The organism is Streptomyces sp. NPDC001536, assembly GCF_042894505.1.
Lineage (GTDB): Bacteria > Actinomycetota > Actinomycetes > Streptomycetales > Streptomycetaceae > Streptomyces.
The window spans coordinates 23,940-47,083 of record NZ_JBIAVQ010000025.1; the positions used below are offsets into that span (position 1 = coordinate 23,940).

Annotated in this window: 23 protein-coding genes; 12 read left to right on the plus strand and 11 right to left on the minus strand. The window is 71.0% G+C overall.

Annotation, left to right across the window (positions count from 1 at the left end):
* Positions 1-105: 105 nt before the first annotated feature.
* Genes ACFY0U_RS42665 through ACFY0U_RS42680 form a run of 4 tightly spaced genes read left to right on the plus strand, consistent with a single transcriptional unit; the run spans position 106 to position 4,325 of the window.
* Positions 106-1,401, plus strand: coding sequence for an extracellular solute-binding protein (locus ACFY0U_RS42665; RefSeq protein WP_388645502.1), 1,296 nt, complete (start codon positions 106-108; stop codon positions 1,399-1,401).
* A gap of 6 nt (positions 1,402-1,407) precedes the next feature.
* Positions 1,408-2,406 carry a carbohydrate ABC transporter permease gene (locus ACFY0U_RS42670; RefSeq protein ID WP_388645504.1) on the plus strand — a complete coding sequence of 333 codons (999 nt, stop codon included), beginning with the start codon at positions 1,408-1,410 and terminating at the stop codon, positions 2,404-2,406.
* Entirely contained in the window at positions 2,403-3,230 is an 828-nt protein-coding gene (locus ACFY0U_RS42675) for a carbohydrate ABC transporter permease (RefSeq protein ID WP_388645505.1), read from the plus strand. The genes ACFY0U_RS42670 and ACFY0U_RS42675 overlap by 4 nt, the downstream gene beginning before the upstream one ends.
* A gap of 51 nt (positions 3,231-3,281) precedes the next feature.
* Positions 3,282-4,325, plus strand: a complete 1,044-nt coding sequence (locus tag ACFY0U_RS42680; RefSeq protein ID WP_388645506.1) for an endo-1,4-beta-xylanase — start codon at positions 3,282-3,284, stop codon at positions 4,323-4,325.
* Positions 4,326-4,424: 99 nt separating this feature from the next.
* Here ACFY0U_RS42680 and ACFY0U_RS42685 read toward each other — a convergent pair whose 3' ends face one another.
* The 4 genes from ACFY0U_RS42685 to ACFY0U_RS42700 form a co-directional block, all read right to left on the minus strand.
* Positions 4,425-5,471 carry a LacI family DNA-binding transcriptional regulator gene (locus ACFY0U_RS42685; protein ID WP_388645507.1) on the minus strand — a complete coding sequence of 349 codons (1,047 nt, stop codon included), beginning with the start codon at positions 5,469-5,471 and terminating at the stop codon, positions 4,425-4,427.
* Between the two features lie 211 nt (positions 5,472-5,682).
* The gene (locus ACFY0U_RS42690) at positions 5,683-5,889 is read right to left on the minus strand and encodes a DUF5999 family protein (protein WP_388645509.1); all 207 of its coding nucleotides are present in this window, start codon (positions 5,887-5,889) and stop codon (positions 5,683-5,685) included.
* A gap of 277 nt (positions 5,890-6,166) precedes the next feature.
* On the minus strand, positions 6,167-6,751 hold the full coding sequence (locus tag ACFY0U_RS42695) for a hypothetical protein (protein ID WP_388645511.1): 585 nt from the start codon (positions 6,749-6,751) through the stop codon (positions 6,167-6,169).
* Positions 6,752-7,004: 253 nt separating this feature from the next.
* The gene (locus ACFY0U_RS42700) at positions 7,005-7,178 is read right to left on the minus strand and encodes a hypothetical protein (protein ID WP_388645512.1); all 174 of its coding nucleotides are present in this window, start codon (positions 7,176-7,178) and stop codon (positions 7,005-7,007) included.
* A 127-nt stretch (positions 7,179-7,305) separates the two neighbouring features.
* Here ACFY0U_RS42700 and ACFY0U_RS42705 point away from each other — a divergent pair, with 127 nt between their 5' ends.
* Positions 7,306-8,826: a glutamate-cysteine ligase family protein gene (locus ACFY0U_RS42705; RefSeq protein WP_388645514.1), complete on the plus strand. Its 1,521-nt coding sequence runs from the start codon at positions 7,306-7,308 to the stop codon at positions 8,824-8,826.
* A gap of 439 nt (positions 8,827-9,265) precedes the next feature.
* On the opposite strand, the gene ACFY0U_RS42710 is transcribed toward ACFY0U_RS42705, so the two are convergent.
* The gene (locus tag ACFY0U_RS42710) at positions 9,266-11,038 is read right to left on the minus strand and encodes a substrate-binding and VWA domain-containing protein (protein WP_388645516.1); all 1,773 of its coding nucleotides are present in this window, start codon (positions 11,036-11,038) and stop codon (positions 9,266-9,268) included.
* A 186-nt stretch (positions 11,039-11,224) separates the two neighbouring features.
* On the opposite strand from ACFY0U_RS42710, the gene ACFY0U_RS42715 reads away from it, so the two are divergent.
* Positions 11,225-12,025 carry a CPBP family intramembrane glutamic endopeptidase gene (locus ACFY0U_RS42715; RefSeq protein ID WP_388645518.1) on the plus strand — a complete coding sequence of 267 codons (801 nt, stop codon included), beginning with the start codon at positions 11,225-11,227 and terminating at the stop codon, positions 12,023-12,025.
* A 24-nt stretch (positions 12,026-12,049) separates the two neighbouring features.
* Here the strand turns inward: ACFY0U_RS42715 and ACFY0U_RS42720 are convergent, their stop codons facing one another.
* Entirely contained in the window at positions 12,050-12,859 is an 810-nt protein-coding gene (locus ACFY0U_RS42720) for a PhzF family phenazine biosynthesis protein (protein WP_388645520.1), read from the minus strand.
* A 157-nt stretch (positions 12,860-13,016) separates the two neighbouring features.
* Between ACFY0U_RS42720 and ACFY0U_RS42725 the strand changes: the two genes are divergently transcribed.
* On the plus strand, positions 13,017-13,802 hold the full coding sequence (locus ACFY0U_RS42725) for a cyclase family protein (protein WP_388645521.1): 786 nt from the start codon (positions 13,017-13,019) through the stop codon (positions 13,800-13,802).
* On the plus strand, positions 13,799-15,427 hold the full coding sequence (locus ACFY0U_RS42730; protein WP_388645523.1) for a thiamine pyrophosphate-binding protein: 1,629 nt from the start codon (positions 13,799-13,801) through the stop codon (positions 15,425-15,427). The genes ACFY0U_RS42725 and ACFY0U_RS42730 overlap by 4 nt, the downstream gene beginning before the upstream one ends.
* A gap of 25 nt (positions 15,428-15,452) precedes the next feature.
* Here the strand turns inward: ACFY0U_RS42730 and ACFY0U_RS42735 are convergent, their stop codons facing one another.
* The 3 genes from ACFY0U_RS42735 to ACFY0U_RS42745 form a co-directional block, all read right to left on the minus strand.
* Positions 15,453-16,085, minus strand: coding sequence for a response regulator (locus tag ACFY0U_RS42735; protein ID WP_388645525.1), 633 nt, complete (start codon positions 16,083-16,085; stop codon positions 15,453-15,455).
* Positions 16,082-17,305, minus strand: a complete 1,224-nt coding sequence (locus ACFY0U_RS42740; protein WP_388645526.1) for a sensor histidine kinase — start codon at positions 17,303-17,305, stop codon at positions 16,082-16,084. The genes ACFY0U_RS42735 and ACFY0U_RS42740 overlap by 4 nt, the downstream gene beginning before the upstream one ends.
* 100 nt (positions 17,306-17,405) lie before the next feature.
* A complete protein-coding gene (locus ACFY0U_RS42745; protein WP_388645528.1) occupies positions 17,406-18,530 on the minus strand; it encodes an ABC transporter substrate-binding protein in 1,125 nt (374 codons plus the stop codon).
* Positions 18,531-18,745: 215 nt separating this feature from the next.
* On the opposite strand from ACFY0U_RS42745, the gene ACFY0U_RS42750 reads away from it, so the two are divergent.
* A complete protein-coding gene (locus ACFY0U_RS42750) occupies positions 18,746-19,372 on the plus strand; it encodes a PadR family transcriptional regulator (RefSeq protein ID WP_095046469.1) in 627 nt (208 codons plus the stop codon).
* A 74-nt stretch (positions 19,373-19,446) separates the two neighbouring features.
* Here the strand turns inward: ACFY0U_RS42750 and ACFY0U_RS42755 are convergent, their stop codons facing one another.
* Both ACFY0U_RS42755 and ACFY0U_RS42760 read right to left on the minus strand, forming a co-directional pair.
* Positions 19,447-19,875 (minus strand): SRPBCC family protein, encoded by a 429-nt coding sequence (locus tag ACFY0U_RS42755; RefSeq protein ID WP_388645529.1) that lies wholly within the window; start codon positions 19,873-19,875, stop codon positions 19,447-19,449.
* Positions 19,876-19,988: 113 nt separating this feature from the next.
* Entirely contained in the window at positions 19,989-20,156 is a 168-nt protein-coding gene (locus tag ACFY0U_RS42760) for a hypothetical protein (protein ID WP_388645531.1), read from the minus strand.
* A gap of 219 nt (positions 20,157-20,375) precedes the next feature.
* On the opposite strand from ACFY0U_RS42760, the gene ACFY0U_RS42765 reads away from it, so the two are divergent.
* The 3 genes from ACFY0U_RS42765 to ACFY0U_RS42775 all read left to right on the plus strand — a co-directional run bounded on the left by ACFY0U_RS42765 (position 20,376) and on the right by ACFY0U_RS42775 (position 23,135).
* Positions 20,376-20,906, plus strand: a complete 531-nt coding sequence (locus ACFY0U_RS42765) for a Clp protease N-terminal domain-containing protein (RefSeq protein WP_388645533.1) — start codon at positions 20,376-20,378, stop codon at positions 20,904-20,906.
* 115 nt (positions 20,907-21,021) lie between these two features.
* On the plus strand, positions 21,022-22,026 hold the full coding sequence (locus ACFY0U_RS42770; protein WP_388645534.1) for a DMT family transporter: 1,005 nt from the start codon (positions 21,022-21,024) through the stop codon (positions 22,024-22,026).
* Between the two features lie 173 nt (positions 22,027-22,199).
* Positions 22,200-23,135, plus strand: coding sequence for a DMT family transporter (locus ACFY0U_RS42775; protein WP_388645535.1), 936 nt, complete (start codon positions 22,200-22,202; stop codon positions 23,133-23,135).
* The last annotated feature ends 9 nt before the right edge of the window (positions 23,136-23,144 follow it).

Here is a 23,144-nt window from a genome sequence, read left to right on the forward strand (position 1 = left end):
GCTGTCTCTAGGGTGCGGCAACAACGAACCTTTCTGGATCAACTCCGAAACTTTCGGTCCAGTGGGCGGGCGTAGACACCCCGTCCCGTACCCAAGGAGCACACCATGGGCGACCCGGCACTGTCCCGCCGCGGCTTCCTGGCGGCGTCCGCCGCGGCCGGTCTGGGCATGACCGCACTGAGTGGCTGCGGTGACTCGGATGAAGAGGGGTCGTCCGACGGGACGACCACCGTCGAGTGGTGGAACATCTCCACCACCGAGCCGGCCAAGGGTGTCTGGGCGGCCCTCGCCAAGAAGTTCGAGGCCCAGAACCCCAAGGTCAAGCTGAAGATCGTGCAGTTGGAGAACGACGCCTACAAGTCGAAGATGACGGCACTGATCGCCTCCGGGAAGCTCCCCGACATCTTCCACACCTGGGGCGGCGGCGTCCTCAAGCAGCAGGTCGACGCGGGACTCGTCGAGGACCTCACCGACCGGACGAAGCCATGGGCCGACGGTCTGCTGAAGGTGTCGAAGGAGGCCTACCTCCTCGACGACAAGGTGTACGGCATACCGTTCGACATCGGCATGATCGGCTTCTGGTACAACAAGGCGCTCTTCAAGCAGGCCGGCATCAGCGAACCCCCCACCACCTGGGGCGCGTTCCTCGAAGCCGTCAGCAAGCTGAAGTCGAAGAACATCACGCCCATCGCCCTCGCGGGCAAGGAGAAGTGGCCCGGAATGTACTACTGGGCCTACCTCGCGATGCGCACCGCCGGTGCGAGCGCCCTCCAGAAGGCCTATGACGACAAGGACTTCACCGGCGCCGAGTTCATCGAGGCGGGCGCCCACCTCAAGACCCTCGTCGATCTCCAGCCGTTCCAGAAGGGCTACCTCAACGCCGCCTACTCCACCCCGACGGGCCAGGCGGCCACCGTCGGCAACGGCAAGGCGGCCATGGAGCTCATGGGCCAGTGGGCACCGAACGTGCAGGCCGACTCCGGCAAGGGCCTCGGCAAGGACCTGGGCTTCTTCCCGTTCCCCGCGGTCGAGGGCGGCAAGGGCACCATCACCGAGGTGTTCGGCGGCGGCGGTGGACACGCACTGCGCAGGGGCGCCCCGCAGGCCGCCGTCGACTTCCTGAAGTTCTTCGCCTCCGAGGCCACCGACCTGGAACTGGTCAAGAAGACAGGCACCCTCCCGGTCGTCCCCGGCGCCGAGAGCGCCATCACCGACCCCAACATCAAGGCCGTACAGGAGCAGTTGAACGCCGCCACCGGCTTCCAGCTCTATCTCGACCAGGCGTACGCCCCCGCCGTCGGCCAGGAGGTCAACGACAGCGTGGCCGCGCTCATCGCCGGGTCCAAGTCCCCCGAACAGGTCGCCGAGTCGATCACGAAGGCCGCGAAGGAAGAGCAGTAGCAGGCGATGACCTCCACGTTCCTCGCAGACAAGCGGAGCGGCCCCGGCGCCGACGCCCCGCCCCCGGACACCGTCAGGGCCCGGGGGCGGGCCCGGCGGCGCGTCCTCAACTGGCTCACCGCGATGGGCTTCCAGCTCCCCGCCCTGGTCCTCTTCTCCGGACTCGTGCTGCTGCCGATGCTGTTCGCCCTGTACGCCGCCTTCTTCCGCTGGGGCGGCTTCGGGATGCCCGAGGACTACGTCGGTGTCGACAACTTCACCGACCTCTTCGACAACCCGGTCTTCCTGGGCGACCTGTGGCGCTGCCTCGTCCTGGTCCTCCTCACGCTCGCGCTCCAACTGCCGTTCGCGCTCGCCATGGCGGTCCTGCTCAACCAGCGGCTGCGCGGCCGGGCCGTCTACCGGATGCTGTTCTTCGCGCCCTACGTGCTGTCCGAGGCCATCACCGGCGTGCTCTTCAGCATGGTGTTCGCACCCGACGACGGCCTCGCCGACCACCTCCTGGGCAGCATCGGCCTGGACGGCGTCGGCGGTGAGTGGTTCGCCGATCCGTCGTACGTCATGGCGACCCTGTTCATCGTCATGACCTGGAAGTACTTCGGCTTCCACATGATGCTCCTGCTGGCCGGACTCCAGTCCGTGCCCCGGGAGTTGACCGAGGCGGCGCTGATCGACGGCGCGAGCGCCTGGCAGCGCTTCCGCAGCGTCACCCTGCCGCTGCTCGCACCCACCATCCGCATCAGCGTCTTCCTGGCCGTCATCGGCTCGATCCAGCTCTTCGACCTGGTGTGGGTGATCACCCAGGGCGGCCCCGACCACCACTCCGAGACCATGGCCGTGACCATGTTCCAGTACGGCTTCAAGCGCTACCAGGTCGGCTACGCCAGCGCGATCAGCGTCGTCATGTTCGGCATCTGCCTCGTCTTCGCCCTCGCCTACCAGCGGTTCGTGCTCCGCCGCGACCTCGAAGGGGCCACCACCACGATGAGGGGGGCCGGGAAATGAGTCGCCGGAACGCTCGCACGTTGCCCTTGCACCTCATCCTCGTCGCCGTCGGCGTGGTCATGATCGTCCCCCTGGTGTACGCCGTCCTGTCCGGCTTCAAGTCCACCGACGAACTCTCCAGCAACCCCTTCGGACTTCCGAAGCGCTGGCTGACGGGCAACTACACCGACATCCTCGGGGGCAGCGACTTCTGGAAGCTGCTCGGCAACAGCACGCTGATCGCGATCGCCACGACCGTGCTCGTCGTCGCGGTGTCCGCGCTCGCGGCCTTCTCCTTCGCCCGGTTCGCCTTCCGGGGCCGGGAGGTGCTGTTCACCTTCTTCACGATGGGGCTGATGTTCCCCTTCGCGGTGGCCGCACTGCCGCTGTTCCTGCTGCTGCGCTATCTCGGCCTGCTCGACAACCCGTTGGGCGTGATCCTGCCGCAGGCCGCGTTCGGGCTGCCGATGACCATCATCATCCTGCGCGCCTTCTTCCGGGAGATCCCGGGAGAGTTGGAGGAGGCGGCCACCCTCGACGGGTGCAGTTCCTTCGGCTTCTTCTGGCGGGTGCTGCTGCCCATGGCCCGGCCCGCGCTCGGCACCGTCTCGGTGCTCGCCGTCGTCACCAGCTGGAACAACTTCATGCTGCCGCTGCTGGTGTTCACCGACAACACCTGGTGGACCCTGCCCATCGGCGTCCAGCAGTTCCAGGGCCAGTACTCCGCGGAGTACGCCCGTGTCTTCGCCTATCTCGTCCTCGCGATGGTTCCCGCCCTCGCCTTCTACTCGGTCGCCGAGCGCCAGCTCGTCGGCGGCCTCACCGCCGGCGCCACGAAGGGATAGCGCCGGGGTTCGTACGGCTCGCCCACACACCCGCACGTGAGGAGTCGCACCATGCGCACGAACCGTCTGAGACTCGTCGGCGCCTTCGCGGCCGCCCTGATCACCGGGGCCGGCCTCGCCGCACCCGCCCAGGCGCACGACAAGCCGACCACACTCGCCGAACTCGCCCAGCAGCACGGCCGCTACTACGGCAGCGCCACCGACAACCCCGAACTCGTCGACGAGCCCTACAAGGCGATCCTCGGCAGCGAGTTCGACATGATCACCCCCGGCAACGGCCAGAAGTGGTACGCCACCGAGCCCCAGCAGGGTGTCTTCGACTTCTCCGAGGGCGACGAGATCGTCAACCTCGCCCGCGCCAACCACCAGCGGGTACGCGGTCACACCCTGGTCTGGCACAGCCAGCTGCCCGACTGGCTCACCAGCCGCGAGTGGACGGCGACCGAGCTGCGGGCCGTGCTGAAGAAGCACATCCAGACCGAGGTACGCCACTACCGCGGCAAGATCTACGCCTGGGACGTCGTCAACGAGGCCTTCAACGAGGACGGCACCTACCGCGAGACGATCTTCTACAAGACGCTCGGCCCCGGCTACATCGCCGACGCGCTGCGCTGGGCCCACCAGGCCGACCCGAAGGCCAAGCTCTACCTCAACGACTACAACGTGGAGGCGGTCGGCCCCAAGAGCGACGCCTACTACCAGTTGGCCAAGAACCTCAAGGCCCAGGGCGTCCCGCTGCACGGCTTCGGCCTCCAGGCGCATCTCGCGCTCCAGTACGGCTATCCGACCACTCTCGAGGACAACCTGCGGCGCTTCGCCAAGCTCGGGCTCGACACCGCGCTCACCGAGGTCGACGTCCGGATGATCCTGCCCGCGGACGAGGCCAAGCTCGCCACACAGGCCCAGTGGTACCGGGATCTGACCGAGGCCTGCCTCGCGGTGCGTCGCTGCGTCGGCATCACGCTGTGGGACTACACGGACAAATACAGCTGGATCCCGGCGTTCTTCGAGGGCCAGGGCGCGGCGCTGCCGTGGGACGAGCAACTCCAGCCGAAGCCCGCCTACTTCGCGATCAAGGAGGCACTCAAGAAGTAGCGGTACGGCGGTCAGACGCCCGGCGGCTGGGCAAGGAGGGGAGTCCGCCGGGATGCGGCCCGGCCCGGCGGTGTGGCTCACCGCCGGGCCGGTGCCGGGTCAGCGCGCCGGGGGTGCGGTGCTCGCGCGGACCACGAGTTCGGTGCCGAGCTCCACCCTCGGCGAGTCCGGCTGTTCGTCGCGGGCCAGCTTGAGCACCGTACGGACGGCCAGCTTGCCCATGTCGGCGAGCGGTTGACGGACCGTGGTCAGGGGCGGGGCGGACCAGCGGACTTCCGGAAGATCGTCGAAACCGACCAGGCTCATGTCCTCCGGGACCCTGAGTCCGCGTCTGCGCAGGGCCTCGATCGCGCCGAGCGCCATCTGGTCGCTGGCCGCGAAGATCGCCGTCGGCGGTTCGGGCAGGTCCAGCAGCGCGTTGCAGCCCTCGAAGCCGGACTCGGGGTGGAAGTCGCCGGGCACCACGAGGGAGTCGTCGACCGTGAGCCCCTTGCCCTCCAGGGCGGCCCGGTACCCGTCGAAGCGGGCCCGGGAGCACAGCAGCCGGGGCGGGCCCGCGATCAGGCCGATCCTGCGGTGGCCCAGCGACAGCAGATGCTCGGTGGCCGCCATGCCGCCCGACCAGTTCGCGGCGCCGATCGTGGGGGCGTCGAGGGCGGGGGAGCCCGCCGGGTCGACGACGACCAGCGGGACGCCGAGGATGCGCAACTCCTCGTGCAGCACCGGCTCCAGGACCGAGGTGACCAGGATGACGCCGTCGGAGGCGCGGGCCCGCAGATTGCGCATCCACTCGCGGGCGTCGCCGGAGCGGCCGTGTATCGCCGAGACCACAGTGCCGACGCCGGCCGCGTGCGCCACCTCCTCGACCCCGCGGATGATCTCCACCGCCCAGGGGCTGTCGAGGTCGTCGAAGACCAGGTCGAGCAGGGCGGCGCCGCTGGCGGAGGTGCTGGCGCGCTTGCGGTAGCCGTGCCGGCGCAGCAGTTCCTCCACGCGGGCCCGGGTCCTGGGCGACACGTCGGAGCGGCCGTTGACCACCCGGGAGACGGTCGGCACGGAGACGCCGGCCTGGCGGGCGATCTCGGTGATCGTGACCCGGCCCCCGGTCGCGGGCGCCCCCTCGGTGTCGACCTCGTGTGCTGCCAACTCCCCACCTCCGTCGACGGATCGAAACTTCCAGGAGTCTTCCGGAAAACGGGTGTCCATGGGAAGTGCGTCAGAGAGGAGAGCGCATTCCGCATGCGGGACTACGGGGAGTGATCGATCCCGGACATGCGTCGGGGCCGGTTCGCAGCGCAGGTCTGCGGGCCGGCCCCTCAAGTCACCGGGCGGTCGGTCCCACCGCCCTGTGTTCGCCTCAGGCGGCGGTCATCACCTGTTCGGTGCCCAGTGGGCGGTGCGGGGCGATGATCTTGCCGTCGGGCAGGAGCTCACCGGTGTCCTCGAAGAGCAGAACGCCGTTGCACAGCAGGCTCCATCCCTGCTCCGGGTGGTGCGCCATGAGGCGGGCGCCCTCCCGGTCGGCGGATTCGGCGGTCGGACACGGCGGCTGGTGCTGGCACATTGGTGGGATCTTTCGCTTTGTCGTGGTTTTCATCGCTGCCCCCGTTGTGATAAGTCGTTCGGAACCAGTGTTGCCCCACGGGCGTCAATCCGCAGGGATTTGGCAGCACCGCTACTCACAGGTTCATGACGCATCACCCGCGCGGACGGTTCATTCCAACTGCACTGTCTCTTCGGGTGGTTCGAGATGGTCGGATGGGGCTAGTCCGTACGGGGCGCGGGCATGGAAAAGGCTCGTACGAGCCGCGATTCGCTCGTACGAGCCAAATCCATGGACGTCAGGCCGGCTGTCCCAGGAGCGGGGCCGGAGTCGCCCGATGGGTCAGCACCGGGAGCAGTTCGGCGACGCGGTGCGGCCGGTGGGCGGCGATACCGGGCGGTGCGGGCGCGAGCGGGACGAGCAGATCGGTGGCGGCGGGGTGGCCGGTCGCGCCGTCGGCCGTGAGGTCGCCGTGCAGCCAGAGGGTGAGCATGTAGAGGCCCGGGACCGACAACAGGCGCGGCTGATAGGGCTGTTGCATGGTCTCGGCCTGGCGCAGCGCACGCTCGGTGGAGGCGATGTAGGGGCCCTCGAAGAAGTGCGAGAAGGCCCAGCCGTCCGGGGTCAGCCGGGTCTCGGCGGCGGCCACCGCACGCTCTTGGCAGCGGATCAGGAACCGCCACCCGGTCAGCCGGGTGGCGGAGGCGCCCGCGGCGGTGATCTCGTCAAGTACGTGGACGGGCAGTGGCAGTTCGGGTGTCGCGGGCCCCTGGGCGGTGCGCAGGGACGGAGTCCGCGCCTCGCGGACCGCGGTGGGCGAACCGAGCGCAGTGAGGACGGAGCGAAGTGCGGGCGCGGGAGCCGGGGGGACATGCAGCGGCATAGTGGGTCGCCTCTCATTCGACAGGCACAGTGGCGCGAGGGCGTGGGCGGACGGCGCTGTCAGCTCGCGGGGTCAGAGAGGCGGGGACCGCGGGTCATGGGTGCGTGGGGTGTACTTCAGACCTGTCGTACGTCACCTCGACGACAGGATCAACAGACCGTCGGCGCCAACCTTCTGCCTCGTTCGCGGAGTTTATACGACACGTGTTCAGACGGTGTTTCGTCTACCCGTTTCCGACGTGAACGGCAAGGGTTCATTCAGTCGGCGATACGTGGGAATCATCCCGATTCTCGGGCGACAACACGGCGATGACCTCGATGAATACCGGGGGCGCGGTCGGCCAATTCTCGTCGGCGTTTTTCACGAGGCATGTGGGGAACTCGAAACTGCACGGTGCCGCATGCCCGGTGAATGTGCCGCCGGTCACTTGCGACAGCGTAGCGGGCGCCAAGGCCGCGCGGGACGTTATCGATCGTCTCGACTGGGCATCATCCCACGTGACCCGACACCGGCGGCCGGATCTTCGGTCCGCCCATCCGAGGAGGGACGCTTCGATGGGGGAGAAGGTCGCGGCAGGTCGGTTCGACCTGTCCGATCGGCAGCTCTACCGCGGCAAGCTCCGCAAGTGCCTGACGGGGCTGGAGCGGCTGCTGGCCGAGAAGCGGTTCGATCGCCCGAAGAACCTCATGGGGCTAGAGATCGAATTGAATCTCGCCGGTGCCGACGGTATGCCGAAAATGCTGAATGCGCAGGTTCTCGAACGTATCGCGAGCCGAGATTTCCAAACAGAACTCGCCATGTTCAACCTGGAAGTCAACATAGCCCCACATCCCTTGGGCGGCCGGGTATTCGACCGGCTCGCCGAAGAACTCCGGACCTCGCTGGCATATGCCCATCGAAAAGCGGGCGAGCTCGACGCGGGAATCGTGATGATCGGCATTCTGCCGACGCTCGACCGGGACGACCTGGTCTCCTCCAACCTCTCCGACGTCGACCGTTACGCGCTGCTCAACGAGCAGATCGTGGCCGCGCGGGGCGAGGACTTCGTGCTGGACATCGACGGGGTCGAGCATCTCGTCTGCACCTCGAAGTCCATAGCGCCGGAAGCGGCCTGCACCTCCGTGCAGTTGCATCTCCAGGTCACGCCGGGCCGGTTCGCCGACGTGTGGAACGCGGCGCAGGCCGTCGCCGCCGCGCAGATCGCCGTAGGAGCCAACTCCCCCTTCCTGTTCGGGCGTGAGCTGTGGCGTGAGTCGCGGCCGCCGCTGTTCCAGCAGTCCACGGACACCCGGCCGCCCGAGCTCCAGGCGCAGGGGGTGCGGCCGCGGACGTGGTTCGGGGAGCGGTGGATCTCCTCGGCGTACGACCTGTTCGAGGAGAACCTGCGCTACTTCCCGGCGCTGCTGCCGATCTGTGACGAGGAGGACCCGCTTCAGGTGCTGGACGAGGGGGGCGTGCCCTCGCTCGCCGAACTCGTCCTGCACAACGGCACCGTGTACCGCTGGAACCGGCCGGTGTACGGCATCGCCGAGGGCGTCCCGCACCTGCGCGTGGAGAACCGGGTCCTGCCCGCGGGGCCCACCGTCACCGACGTCATCGCCAACGCGGCCTTCTACTACGGCGTCGTCCGCGCCCTCGCCGAGGAGTCCCGGCCGGTGTGGACCCGGCTGCCCTTCGAGGCCGCCGCCGCCAACTTCGACGCGGCCTGCGAGCACGGCATCGACGCCCGCTTCGACTGGCCGCGGCGTGGACGCTACGGGGGCGGGCTGACCCAGGTCGACGCCGTCACCCTGGTACGCGACGAACTGCTGCCGCTCGCGTCGGCCGGCCTGGACGCGTGGGGGGTCGAACCCGCGGACCGCGACCTGTACCTGGGCGTGATCGACGAGCGCTGCCGGCGCCGGGCCAACGGGGCCACCTGGCAGTCCGCGACCTTCCACCGCGCCCTGGAGTCAGGCCTCGACCGCGCCGCCGCCCTCGCCGCGACGACCCGCCGCTACGCCGAGCTGATGCACCTCGGCGAGCCGGTGCACACCTGGCCGGTGGGCTTGCCGGAACGGGTGCCGCTGGGGTGAGCGGCGGGCGGGGCAGTCGTGAACCGCCGGTCCGGGCCGTAGTGGCCGCGTGCGATTGTGACGGAGCGGGTGGCCGGTCCGGGTCGTCGTGGCTGAGTGCCGCTGTGCCGGAGTGGGCAGCCGCTCTGGGGCGTCGTGGCTGAGCGCCGCTGGGGCGGGGCGGGTAGCTGGTCTGGGCCGTGGTGGCTGGGTGCCGCTGTGCCGGAGTGGGAGACGGCCCGGGTCGTCGTGGCTGCGTGCCGCTGGGGTGGAGTGGGTCGCCGGGCGGTGCCCTCGGGGGCTGAGTGGCGCTGTGCCGGAGTGGGCAGACGGCTCGGGGCGTCGTGGCTGAGCGGCGCCGCGACGGAGTGGGTGATCAGGCTGTGTCGTCGGGGTGACTGCCGTTGCGGCGGAGTGGGTGCCCGGTGCGTGACGTCGCCGGGTGGGCTGCTTCGTGGCGTCAGTCCTGGGTGCCTCCCTCCGCGCCCGCCGCCACGATCGCCTTGAGGATCACCTCGTGGATCTGGGACGGGTCGGAGACCTCCTGGCCCGTGCCGCCGGTGGACTTCGCTATCTGCTGGGCCTCTTCGCGGTCGGCGTCGGGGCCGACGGCGATCATGATGAGCGGGACCGGGCGGTCGGGGTCGGTGAGTTGCTGGAGGCGGCTGATGAGTGTGCCGCGGGAGATGCTGCCGGGGTCCTGGTTGACGCCGTCGGTCAGCACGACCAGGGCGTTGAACTTGCCCTTGGCGTAGGAGGCGGTGGCCTCCTTGTACGCGGCGAGCGTGGTGTCGTACAGGCCCGTCGCGCCGTTGGGCACCGGCGCCAGTTCGCTGAAGGCCGCCGACAGCTTGTCCCGTTGGGTTCCGCCGTCCTTGGTGGCGCCGAGACGCCCGGTCGGGACGAGGACGCGGTAGTCCTTGTCGCCGTCCAGCTCGGTGGAGAACTCCCACAGCCCGATCTCGTCCTCCGGCGTGAACGTGGCGAGCGCCTGGAGGAGGGACGCCTTGGTCACGTCCATGCGTGACCGGTTGGTGCCCGGGACCGGTTCGGACATGGAGGAGGACGCGTCGACGACCGTGGTGACCCGCGCGTTCTGCACCGTGATCGTCCAGGTGCCGAGGGCTTCCTGGAGGGCCACCTCCGAGGCCGGCTTCAGGGCGTCCTGCGCGTACGGCTGCGGCTTGCTGCCGCCGGCCCGCGTCACCAGCGTCTGCGTGACCTCGTCGGTGTCGGTGCGGAACCCGTACTTCTCCAGGAGCCGGCGCTGCTCGGGTTTGCGCAGATAGTTCATGAACTTCAGCGCCGCCCGGCTCTCGTCCGTGCTCAGCGACGTCTGGTCGACCAGCGAGTACGGATAGTCGAGCCGGGGCGAGCCGTCCTTCGGATAGAAGAGGTCGAGCCCGTCGCCGTCGGCCGCGGTGTTGTACGTGAACGCCGCCTGCTCACTGAGGATCAGCGCCTGGTTCCGCTTCGGGTTGCCCTGCTCGGTGCCCGAGGCGTCGCGCGGCAGCGTGTCCAGGACCTGGGTGTCGCTGTCGGAGGTGCGCTGCGACAGGGTCTTCATCATGGCCGCGGCCTGGGTGTCCCCGCCCTCGATCTTGGCGGCGCCGCTGCCCAGCTGGGTGAGGGCGAGCAGCCCGGTCGCGCTGCGCGAGGGATCGGCCGCGCCGAGCTTGAGGGAGTCGTCCCGCATGGTGGCGCCGACCAGCTCGATCCAGCTGTACGACTTCTTCGGCCACCCCAGCGACTTGGCGGCCTCCGGGACCATGGCCACGCCGACCGGGCTGGAGGCGAAGCCGCCGACCGGGGTCACCTCCGTCGCCTTGGTGTCCGCCGAGATCCGCTGGACCCACAGCTCCGAGTCGGGCACCCACACCTGGACGTCGGTCTCCTTGCCGGCCAGCAGGGTGTCCGTGAGCTTGTACGAGTCCTGCGCTGTCACCTCGACGTCGACGCAGCGCCCGTCGGAGGTGAGGCTGATGTCACGGGCCCGCTTCGCCGCGGCGCGCAGGGCGGGGGCCATGTCCGGCGAGGCGGCGAGCTTGAGGTCCACCGCGTCGTCCTGGCAGGAGGAACCGAAGGAGAGCAGTCCGCTCTGGACGGCGGCCGCCGTGCCGCCCGCCACGGTCAGGACGAGCACGGTCGCGATGGCCACCGTACGGCGGCGGGTGCGTGGGCGGGGGTCGCTGCCGCCCGCCCCATACTGATCGGGCAAGCTGTGACGTCCCATGACAGTGGTGCCCCTCCCTGTTGTACCTTCTGCCGGTTTCGCGGCCGTATGGCATGCAAAGGGGAGGTCAGCCCCGTACGGTGTCCGTCCCCCAACGGCCTGTCGCGCACGATCTTCGCAACTTCTTTCGAGACCCTAGCGGGGCGGCGATGGGGATGGGACGGGATTACTGAATTGGAGTCAGGTGTGCAGGGAGAGGCGGGCCGCGTGGCCGATTCTTTTCCAGTGGAGGGGTCTTCGCGGCGGATCCTCCGTGATGAGACGCTGCTCGTTCTGGGGCTTTCGCTCGGTGCGAGCGGAGTGTCCGCCCTGATCAGCTTTGTCGGATCGGTCACCAAACCGGGCGGACTGAAGGACCAGGCGGCCACCCTCAACGCCTCGGCCGCACCGGGCCGTCCCTGGCTCGATCTGGCCTGGCAGCTCTTCGGGATCGCCTCGTCCCTGGTGCCCGTCCTGCTCGTCGCGCACTTCCTGCTGCGCGAGGGCGGAAGCCTGCGCACGCTCGGCTTCGACCGCACCCGGCCGTGGCCCGATCTCGGCCGCGGGGCGGCGATCGCGGCGGTGATCGGCAGCACCGGGATCGCCTTCTACCTGGCCGCACGCGGGCTGGGCTTCAACCTCACGGTGGTGCCGGAGGCGCTGCCCGAGGTGTGGTGGAAGTACCCGGTGCTGATCATGTCCGCGATGCAGAACGCGATCCTCGAAGAGGTCATCGTCGTCGGCTATCTGCTGCGCCGGCTCGGCCAGTTGGGCTGGACGCCCGGGGCCGCGCTGATGGCCAGTTCCGTACTGCGCGGCTCGTACCACCTCTACCAGGGCATCGGCGGCTTCATCGGCAACATGGCGATGGGCGTGGTGTTCGTCTACCTCTACCGCCGGTGGGGGCGGGTGGGTCCCCTGGTGGTGGCGCATTCGCTGCTCGACATCGGGGCGTTCGTCGGCTACGCGCTGCTGGCGGGAAAGGTGGACTGGCTGCCGACGGCGTGAGCCGCCGACAGCCTGCCGCGAGGGTCAGACGAGCAGGTCGCCGTCGATGGTGGTGACCGCGCGGCCGGTGAGCAGCGTGCGGTCGCCCACCAGCCGGGTGCGGACGCGGCCGGAGCGGGGCGAGGCCTGGAGGCCGGTGAGTTCGCTACGGCCCAGGCGCTCGGACCAGAAGGGCGCCAGGGCGGTGTGGGCGCTGCCGGTGACCGGGTCCTCGTCGATGCCGACGTTCGGGAAGAAGCAGCGGGAGACGAAGTCGTAGCCGAGCGCGGGGTTCTCGGCGCGGGCGGTGGCGATGATGCCGCGCTCCGAGTAGGCGCCGAGGGCCTTGTGGTCGGGGCGCAGGGCGTGGACCGTCTTCTCGTCGGCCAGCTCGACCAGCAGGTCGCCCACGTTCGGGCCGGTGTCGAAAGCGGCCGACGGCTCGGCGCCGAGGGCCGCGGCGACCCCTTCCGGGACCTCGACCGGGGTGAGCGGCGCGGTCGGGAAGTCCAGGGTGATCGACCCGTCCGCACCGGGCGTCGCGATGAGCACACCGCTCCGCGTGGCGAACCGCACCGGCCCCGCGTGGGCGCCGGTGGTGTGCAGCACATGGGCCGTGGCCAGCGTCGCGTGCCCGCACATGGTGACCTCGGCGGCAGGCGTGAACCACCGCAGCGCCCAGTCGGCCTCGCCGCCCTCGGGAAGGCGGTGGGCGAACGCCGTCTCGGCGTGATTGACCTCGACGGCGATGTTCTGGAGCCGGTTGTCGTCCGGGAAGGCGTCCAGCAGCAGGACTCCGGCCGGGTTGCCGGCGAAGGGCCGGTCGGTGAAGGCGTCGACGATTCGGATACGCATGACGCCGACGCTAGGTCGACACGAAGCCGCAGGCCAAGGCCAATTCCGGGTCACTGGACCGATTTGGGGACGGCCGACGCCACATCTGGACGCGCCCCCTGAGGTGGTGCGACCGTCGTCAACGCGTCCCGTGTTCAGATCAGTTCAGGAGGCCGTCATGACCAAGCCGTCCGTTCTCGCCGCGCTGTTGTCCGGGCTGCGGAGCGGCTCGATCGAGGTCGTCGACCTGACGTCCACCCTGTCGTCGCAGACGCCGGTGATCCAGTTGCCGGAGGGGTTCGGGCAGACGCAGGTGTTCGAGCTGGAGGAGATCAGCCGGTACGACGACCGGGGGCCGGCCTGGTACTGGAACAACTTCCGTACCGGTGAGCACACGGGTACGCACTTCGACGCGCCCAACCACTGGGTGACCGGCAAGGACCTCGCCGACGTGGCCTCCGTACCGGTGAGCCGGCTGATCGCGCCCGCCGCCGTGCTGGACTTCTCCGCGCTCGCCGCCAAGGACCCCGACTTCCTCGTCGAGGTGGACCACATCAAGGCCTGGGAGGCGGAGAACGGCCCGTTGCCCGAGGGCGGGTGGCTGCTGCTGCGCACCGGCTGGGACGCGCGCTCGCACTCGCAGGAGGAGTTCCTCAACGCCGACGAGAACGGCCCGCACACCCCGGGCCTGTCCCCGGAGTGCGCCCGCTGGGTCGCCGAGGAGTCGCCGGTGATCGGCCTCGGCACCGAGACGGTCGGCACCGACGCCGGCGGCGCCCACTCCTTCGACCCGGCCTTCCCGTGCCACTCCTACCTGATGGGCAACGACAAGTACGGCCTGACCCAGCTCCAGAACCTCGCGGAACTGCCCGCCACCGGTGCCGTCGTCATCGCCGGCCCGCTGCCGATCCTCAAGGGCTCCGGCTCACCCGCCCGCGTCCTCGCCCTGGTGGAGCGGTCATGAAGGTCGCCGAAGCCGTCGGCCGGGCACTGAGCGCGGCCGGCGTGGACCATGTGTTCGGCGTGGTCGGCTCGGGCAACTTCCACCTCACCAACGCCATGGTGGCCACCGGCGCCCGCTACGTCGCCGCCCGCCACGAGGGCGGAGCGGCCACCATGGCCGACGCCTACACGCGGATGAGCGGGAGCGTCGCCGCGCTGAGCGTGCACCAGGGGCCCGGGCTGACCAACGCCCTGACCGGCATCGCCGAAGCCGCCAAGAGCCGTACGCCCCTCCTGGTCCTCGCGGCCGAGGCGACGCAGCCCACCTCCAACTTCTACGTCGACCAGGAGGCGCTGGCCCAGGCGGTCGGCGCGGTCACCGAGCGCGTGACCTCCCCGCACTCCGCGGTCGAACAGGCCTGCGACGCCGTACGACGCGCCCTGCACGAGCGCCGTACCGTCCTGCTCAACCTCCCCCTGGACGTGCAGGCCCTGGACCTGCCCGACACCGCCGCGATCGCCGCCGCCCCGCCACCCGCGCGGGCCGCCGTCGAACCGTCGGAGTCCGATGTGGCGGCCCTGGTGTCCGCCCTCGAACGCTCCCGTCGCCCCGTCTTCGTGGCCGGCCGGGGCGCCCGCTCACCCGGCGGCCGCGACGCCCTCACCGCGCTCGCCGACCACCACGGCGCACTGCTCGCCACCTCGGCCGTGGCCCACGGCCTGTTCCACGACGACCCCTGGTCGCTCGGCATCTCCGGCGGCTTCGCGTCCGACCTGACGGCCGAACTGATCCGGGGCGCCGACCTGATCGTCGGCTGGGGCTGCGCCCTGAACATGTGGACCATGCGGCACGGCCGTCTCATCGGCCCGGACACCACCGTCGTCCAGGTCGACGACGACGCGTCGGCCCTCGGCGCCCACCGCGAGGTCCACCTCGCAGTCGTCGGCGACGTGGCCCGCACCGCCCGGCGCGCACTCGACGCGGGCGGCACACGGCGGGAGGGATACCGCGGCGCGGCCCTCGGTACGGGGGTGCGCCGGCGGGACGTGCCCTACGAGGACGAGAGCACCCGGGACCGCATCGACCCGCGGACGCTGAGCATCGCGCTCGACGACATCCTCCCGGCGGAACGGGTCGTCGGCGTGGACTCCGGGAACTTCATGGGCTATCCGAGCGCCTATCTGTCGGTGCCCGACCAGGACGGCTTCTGCTTCACCCAGGCCTTCCAGTCGATCGGCCTGGGCCTGGCGACCACGATCGGCGCGGCCCTGGCCCGGCCCGACCGGCTGCCGGTGGCCGTGCTCGGCGACGGCGGCGCGCTGATGGGCGCGGCCGAGCTGGACACCGTACGCAGGCTGGGGCTGCCGATGGTGGTGGTCGTCTACAACGACGAGGGATACGGGGCGGAGGTGCACCACTTCGGGCCGGACGGCTTCCCGCTGGACACCGTCACCTTCCCGCCGACCGACATCGCCGCCCTCGCCCGCGGCTACGGCTTCGAGGCGGTGACCGTGCGGTCGCGCGCCGATCTCAAGGCGGTCGAGGACTGGGTGGCAGGGCCGCGGTCGGCGCCGCTGCTGGTCGACGCCAAGGTGGCGGGCGAACACGGGGCCTGGTGGCTGGAGGAGGCCTTCCGAGGGCACTGAGGGCCGGTCCGGCTGCCCCGAGCCGTCAGTCGAGCTGGATGAGTCCCCGGCGCGCGGCCTCCGTCACGGCGGCCGCGCGGTTCTCCACCTTCAGCTTGCGGTAGATCCGCACCAGGTGGGTCTTGACGGTCGCCTCGCTGAGGAACAGGGCCTGGGCGATGGCCCGGTTGCTCAGCCCCTCCGCCGCGAGCCGTACGACCTCGGCCTCGCGCCCGGTCAGCTCCACGTCGGGGCTGACCACCTGGCCGACGAGCTTGCCGACGACCTCGGGGGCGAGAGCCAGGGCGCCGGCGGCGGCGCCACGGACGGCCCGGAAGAGCTCCTCGGGCGGTCCGGCCTTCAGCACGTATCCCCGGGCGCCCGCCTCCAGCGCCCGCACGACGTCGGTCCGCCCGGAGAAGCTCGTCAGCATCAGCGCGGGCACCGCCGGGGCCTCGGCGGTCAGTCGGCGCACCGCCTCGATGCCGTCGACGGCGGAACCGGCGAACCGCAGGTCCATCAGCACGACGTCCGGTTTCAGCTCCACGGCGAGCCGTACGGCCTCGTCGCCGCTGCCCGCCTCCGCGATCACCGTGAGATCCGGTTCCCCCTCCAGCAGGGCCCGCAGCCCGGCGCGTACGACGGCGTGGTCGTCCGCGATCACCAGCCGTACGGTCATCCGGCGACCGTCGAGGTGAGACGGGGAACCGCCGCCGGCAGCACGGCCCGGACCCGGGTGCCCCGGCCGGGTGCGCTGGTGACCCGCAGATCACCGCCGCACTCGCGGAGCCGGGCGCGGGCGGCGGGGAGGCCGAAGCCGCGGGTCGGCCGGGCGGCGGTCCCGGCGCCCGCCGGGTCGAAGCCCACTCCGTCGTCCTGTACGTCGAGTTCGATCCGGTCCGCCTCGTGGTGGAGGGTGACCCGTACGTTCACCGCGCGGGCGTGCTCGCGGACATTCGCCAGCGTGCCCTGCGCGACCCGGAACAGGGTGGCGGCCGCCTGCTCGTCCAGGACGGGACGGGGCTCACCCACGGACCGGAACCGCACCTGGGCGGCCGATCCCTCCTGCTCCGCCTGGGCGCACAGCAGCCGCAGCGAGCCTTCGAGTCCCGCCTCGGCGACGGCGGACGGCGTGAGGTCGTGGATGATCCGGCGGGTCTCGGCGAGATTGCCGTCCAGGCCGTCGGCCACCGCGCGCACCCGGGTACGGGCCGCGTCCGGCCGCCGGTCCCAGTCCCGCTCGGCCGCCTGGAGCAGCATCAGGCTGCCCGCGAGTTCCTGGGCCAGCGTGTCGTGCAGATCGCGGGCGATCCGGGTGCGTTCGGCCAGCACGCCCGCCTGGCGCTGCTGTTCGGCGAGGGTGTCGCGAGTGCTCCGCAACTCGTCGAGGAGGCGCTGGCGTTCGGCGGCGTCCCGCTGCTGCGTCCGGTAGAGGGCCACGGTGCCCCAGACCGCGGCGACCGGGATGAGTGCCATCTCCAGGTCGAGCCGGCCGGTCGAACCGATCAGCCGCCAGCCCAGCACGACGGAGATCGCGGCCACCGCGACCAGCGCCGCCCGCTTCCCCAGCGCCCGCAGCGCCGCGCATGCCAGCGGCACCCCGCACCAGGCGTACGCCCAGGTCAGCGGCGCCGGGGCGAGGAACACGAGGAAGCTCCAGAGCCCGACAAGCGTCGTGATCCAGGCGAGCCGGAGGACGGGCCCGAGCCGGCTCCACAGGCCCAGACCGGCCCCGTACACCACGGCCAGCAGCCCGCTGAGGCCGACCATGTGCCAGCACAGCGGGCTGTTGAGATCGAAGAGCCGCACGGCGGCGGCACCGACGACCAGGAAGAACACGAGGTGCGGGGCGTGTTCCAGGGCGTGTCGGCTGCCGGGGACGGGAGCGCGGTCGGTCACGGCAGATCCCCTTGGACTCACTGATCCACTTGGACAGGGCGTCCGAGTCTATCCGGGGTCTGTATGACTGATGTGAAGAATCGTGGCAGGCTGCCCGCCTCTACGCGCCGGGGTGCAGGCCCAGCCAGCCGGGCGTGGGGTCGCCCTTGACCTCGCCGAAGTACAGGGCGAAGGTCTGCTTCCAGCGCTCGATCGCGGCGCGGTCGGCCATGAAGCGGGGGAAGCCGTCCACGTGGGCGTTCGGGTACTCCCAGACCGGCTTGAGGCCCGTCGGGGGCGTGACGTCGGTGCGCACGGACCAGCCGTTGAAGGACCCCTGCTGGGTGGGGAGCGACAGCTGCCAGTTGAGGTACAGCTTGGCGGCGGTCGGGTTCGCGGCCTGCTTGAGGATCGCCGCGCGCTGGCCCCAGGCCATGAACGGGGCGCTGTCCGGGACGACCCACTTCACGGGCCCGGTGGAGAGCGGGGCGCCCGAGCCGCCGACGCCGATCGCGTGGGTGCCGGCGCGGACCGCTTCGCCGGGGGAGTTGCTGCCCCGGGCGAAGCGCACGTCCTGCGCGGCGAACTTGGCCGCCCACTCCCAGCCGTACTTCTGGACGTAGAGGGAGTAGAGGTAGAGGACCGCGTCGTCGTCGTGCGGGTAGGACGAGGCGATCTTGCCCTTCCACTTCGGGTCGACCAGGTCCAGCGGCGTGCGCGGGGCGTCCGAGCCGACCGCCGAGGTGCCGTACATGAAGCTGAAGCCGATCGCCCCGATGGCGACCCAGGCGCCCTGCGGGTCCTTGAACTTGTCGTACACCTGGGAGAACCCGGCCGGCTTGTACCGCAGCAGCCTGCCCTGCTCCTTCCAGCGCGTGAAGTCCTGGAGGGTCTGGAGCTGTACGACGTCGGGGACGAGGGTGCCGGTCGCGAGCTGGTTGTCGACGCGGACGTCGTGGTACTTGCTGTAGTCCACGACCAGGGTCAGGTCGATGTCCGGGAAGCGCCTGAGGAACGCCGCCTTGGTGAAGTCCTGCTGGGTCGGGGTGTCCCCGCCGGCGTAGAGGACGAGCTTCCCGCCCTCCGCCAGAGCCGCCTGGTAGAGCTCGTCGAGGGACCTGGTCTCCTCGGATCCGTCGGCCCGCGCGGCGGGGGCGGCCTGGGCCGAGTTGACGCCGAGCGCGCCGACGATGGCCGCACCGGCGCCGGTGGCGAGCACACGTCGTCTGCTGGGGAAGCTGGACATGCTGCGGAGACCTCTCTGCTGGGGGGTGACGTACGCAGCTTGCGCGTTCCCGGCAGGCGTCCGCGTCGTCCGCACGGAGCGACGGGCGCGCTGGAGTGGTAACCGCGGTTCAACCGAACGATTGACCAGGCCTTTCGGCAGAGGCTTGCCAGGCGAACTATTCCGATATATCGTTGACGCATCGCGACAGATCAACGATGGATGGAGTGATTGCCATGCGTTCCCATGGATTCGAACGTGGACACGGTGGACCCGGCCCCCGCGGCGGCCGAGGCGGTTTCGACGGACGGCGTGGCGCCTTCGGCCCCTTCGGGCCGGGCGGTGGCCCCGGTGGTTTCGGCGGACCGGGCTTCGGTGGCCCGGGGCCCTGGGGGCCCCGAGGGCGGGGCGGACCGAGGGGGAGGGCGCGGCGCGGCGATGTACGCGCGTCGATCCTGGCCCTGCTCAGGGACCGGCCCATGCACGGGTACGAGATGATCCAGGAGATCGCCGAGCGCAGCGGCGGGGCATGGAAGCCCAGCCCGGGTTCGGTGTACCCCACCCTCCAGCTGCTGGAGGACGAGGGCCTGATCGCCAGCGAGAGCGAGGGCGGCAAGAAGCTGTTCGCGCTCACCGAGGCGGGCCGCACCGCGGCCGAGGAAGGCCCGGACGCGCCCTGGGAGGAAGCCTCCCGCGGCGTCGACTTCGAGGCGCTGAATGAGATCCGCCAGGCGGGCTTCGGCCTGATGGAGGCTTTCGGTCAGGTCTGGAAGACCGGCAGCAAGGAGCAGCGCGAGAAGGCCCTCGCGGTCATCACCGACGCCCGTAAGAAGCTGTACCTGATCCTCGCCGACGAGGACTGACGGTCACAGGACCGTGCGAAGGCGCCCCGCGGAGCGATCCGCGGGGCGCCTTCGTGTGTGCCGCCGCTCTGCCGTCAGGTCACCAGCCCGGCCAGCTTGCGCAGCGACTCGTTGAGCGCGGCCGTCGCCGAGTCCTTGAGCTTGCCCGCCATCAGCGCCACCGCGGCGCCCGTGAACTCGCCGTCGACACGGACCGCCGTCGCGTCGCCGTCCGGGGTGAGGGTGTAGCGGTTGGCGACGGTCACCGCCATCGGGCCCTTGCCGCGGATGGCCAGCACCCGGGCCGGCTCCAGTTCCTCGACGGTCCACTCGACCTCGGCGGGGAAGCCCATCAGCTTCATGTTCTCCTGGAACGTCGCGCCCACTTCGAGGGCCGTCGGGCCGCCCTGCGGGAAGCTGGTGTGGGTGGCGTTCCACTCGCCGTACGCGGGCCAGTCCGTGAGTTGCGCCCACACCTTCTCGGCCGGTGCCTCGATGCGTGCCTCCGCGCTGACTTCGGCCATGCGACCACCCCTTCGACTCCGGCTACGGTGTCGCGGAACGTAGCCGCAGGGCCTGAAACATTCAATGCTGATGAACCGTCAGAAAATGTGGAGACCCCGGACCGGGGCGCCGCTCAGGCCACGAGCCGTATCACCGCCGCGTCGAACAGGTCCCAGGCCCGCGGGAAGGCGCTCTCGTCGTGACAGTGCCACGCCTCCCAGAACAGGTCGGCGAGCAGCGCGTCCTCCGGGGCGTACACCCGGTACACGTACTGCCTGCCGTCGATGGCCGGCAGAGCCACCAGCCAGCACCTGCTCTCCATGTCCGTGTTGGACGAACGAGGGGGCACGGCGGTTGCGCGCGGGGCGCGAGGCGAGGAGACGCGCGCCGCTGCGGGGTGAGGGGCCTGATCTCATCCGTAAGGAGGAGATTCCGGCCATCGGGGTCCACTCTGTGTGGGACGCGAAAATGGTTCCCTCCGGGGATGACCCGTGTCGGCGTGGCTGATGGGGTGGGGGATGTGCCACCCCGTATCCCCCGGCAGTCCGTGAACGAGCCGGGAAGCAACCGCGCGGACATCGATGCCAGGCTCGGCCAGGAGCTGGCGACGGTGGTCTCCGGAGCGCGCCGGCGATCGGTCCGGGACGGGGACCGGCAGATCGACACGGCCCATCTGCTGCACTCGCTCCTGGAGTACGACCCCGAGGTGCGCGCCGTCTTCGACGACGGCCCGCAGCTCGCCCGGCTGCTCGGCTATCTCGTGCAGCGCAGCATCGGCTACGGACTGCGCTGGCAGGGCAGCGTCGAGGACTCCGGCGCGGTCCCCGTGGTGACCGAGGCGGAGGGCTTCTCGCCGCTGGCCGCGGGCGCGATGGAGTACGCCGGTGAGCGCGCCGCCCACCGCGGCGGCGACCGCGCCAACGGGACCGACCTGCTGGCGGCCCTCGTCGTCGACCCACAGGCCCGCGCCGTCGAGGTCCTCACCCGCGCGGGGATCGACGCGGGGGCGGTGCTGGGCCGGATCGAGGCTCGTGTGGAGAGCACTTCCTGAGTCCGGCAGGCCCCCTTGTCCCACCCCCACGGCACCTCCTTGCCCAGGTCCCGCCGGTCCAGCCGCTGAGACAGGTGTCATCGGGGGTGACGCTCCTGTCATCGCCTGTCATCATGTGTCGGTGCATACGACTGACAGCAGGGGCGGCAACCGCGGAAGGGGCGTCGGGCTCGGGCTCGCGCTCGCGTCGGCGGTCGCCTTCGGAGGATCCGGTGTCGCGGCCAAGCCGCTGATCGAGGCGGGGCTCGACCCGCTCCATGTGGTGTGGCTGCGCGTGACCGGCGCGGCCCTCGTGATGCTGCCGCTCGCCATCCGTCACCGTGCGCTGCTGCGCAGCCGGCCCGCTCTGCTCGCCGGGTTCGGACTGCTGGGCGTGGCCGGCGTCCAGGCCTTCTACTTCGCCTCGATCTCCCGGATACCCGTCGGTGTCGCGCTGCTCGTCGAGTACCTCGCCCCCGCCCTCGTCCTCGGCTGGGTCCGCTTCGTGCAGCGGCGGCCGGTCACGCGGGCCGCCGCGCTCGGGGTGGTCCTCGCGGTCGGCGGACTCGCCTGTGTCGTGGAGGTCTGGTCCGGGCTGAGCTTCGACGCGGTGGGCCTGCTCCTGGCGCTGGGCGCCGCCTGCTGCCAGGTCGGCTACTTCGTCCTGTCCGACCAGGGCAGCGACTCCGGCGCCGGCGCCCCCGACCCGCTCGGCGTCATCGCGTACGGCCTCCTCGTCGGCGCCGCGGTGCTCACCGTCGTCGCCCGCCCCTGGACGATGGACTGGTCCGTCCTCGGCAGCACCGCGGAGATGAACGGCACCCCGGTCGCCGCCGCCCTGCTGCTGTCCTGGATCGTCCTCATCGCCACGGTCGTCGCCTACATCACCGGCGTGGTCTCCGTGCGCCGCCTCTCCCCGCAGGTCGCCGGCGTCGTCGCCTGTCTCGAAGCGGTCATCGCGACGGTCCTGGCCTGGGTCCTGCTCGGTGAGCACCTGTCCGCCCCGCAGATCATCGGCGGCGCGGTCGTCCTGGCCGGCGCCTTCATCGCGCAGTCCTCCACCCCCGCGCACCCCGCCCCGGAGCCGGTGGCGAGCGGCGTCCCGGAAAGGGAGTTGTCCGCCCGGTCGAGCGCCTCCTAGGCTGCCGATCATGCATCCGCACCGCGTCATCGCACCGCCGCCCGCCGCCTGAGGCGGGCCCTCCGAATACCCCGCCCGGCTGCGTGCCGGGCGGCACGGTGCTGCCCGCAGACGAAGTCCACGGACCCCGCTGAGCCGGGTCCCTCACTTCCCCATGTCTGCGGAGACGACAAGTGTCGAACGCTGCTTCCGGCCTGCCCATCGGGCGAGGCCTGCTCTGTCTGATCATCGCCGGTGCCGCCTGGGGCACCGCGGGCGCGGTCGCCGCGCTGGCCTACGGGGTCAGCGATCTGGGACCCGTCGCCCTGTCCTTCTGGCGCTGCGCCTCCGGGCTCGTCCTGCTCACCGCCGTACGCCTGGTGCGCCCGCGGCCCCGGACCGCCGTACGGGAACCGCTCCGCCGCAGGTCGCTGCGGGCGGGTGCGACGGGCCTCGGGCTCGCCGTGTTCCAGACCGGATACTTCGCGGCCGTGGAAGCCACCGGAATCGCCGTGGCCACCGTCGTCACGCTCGGCGCGGGGCCCGTCCTCGTCGCGCTCGGCGCACGACTGACCCTGGGCGAGCGGCTGGGGCGCGGCGGGGCCGTCGCCGTCGTCGGCGCGCTCGCCGGTCTCGGGGTGCTGATGCTGGGCGGCCAGGGGACGACCGTCCGACCGTGGGGTGTGCTGCTCGGACTGCTGTCGGCGGCCGGAGGTTCCGCGATGACGCTGCTCACGCGGCGCTGGGGCCGTGACGGCGGGGCGGACGCCGCCCGTACGTGCGTCGGGGTGTTCGCGGTCACCAGTGTGCTGCTGCTGCCGTTCGCCCTGGCCGAGGGCCTGGTGCCGCACACCGCGCGACCCGGTCTGCTGCTGTGGCTGCTGGCCTACCTCGCGGCCGTCCCCACGGCCCTCGCCTACGCCCTCTACTTCGCGGGCGCGGCCGCCGTGCGGTCGGCCACCGTGTCCGTGATCATGCTGCTCGAACCGGTCGGCGCGGCGGTCCTCGCCGTCGTCCTGCTCGGCGAGCGGCTGACGGCGCCGACCCTCGCCGGCACCCTGCTCATGCTCGGGGCTGTCACCGGGCTCGCGGTGACGGAGGCACGCGGCGCGCGACGGCCGGCGGCCTGACGCCGAGGG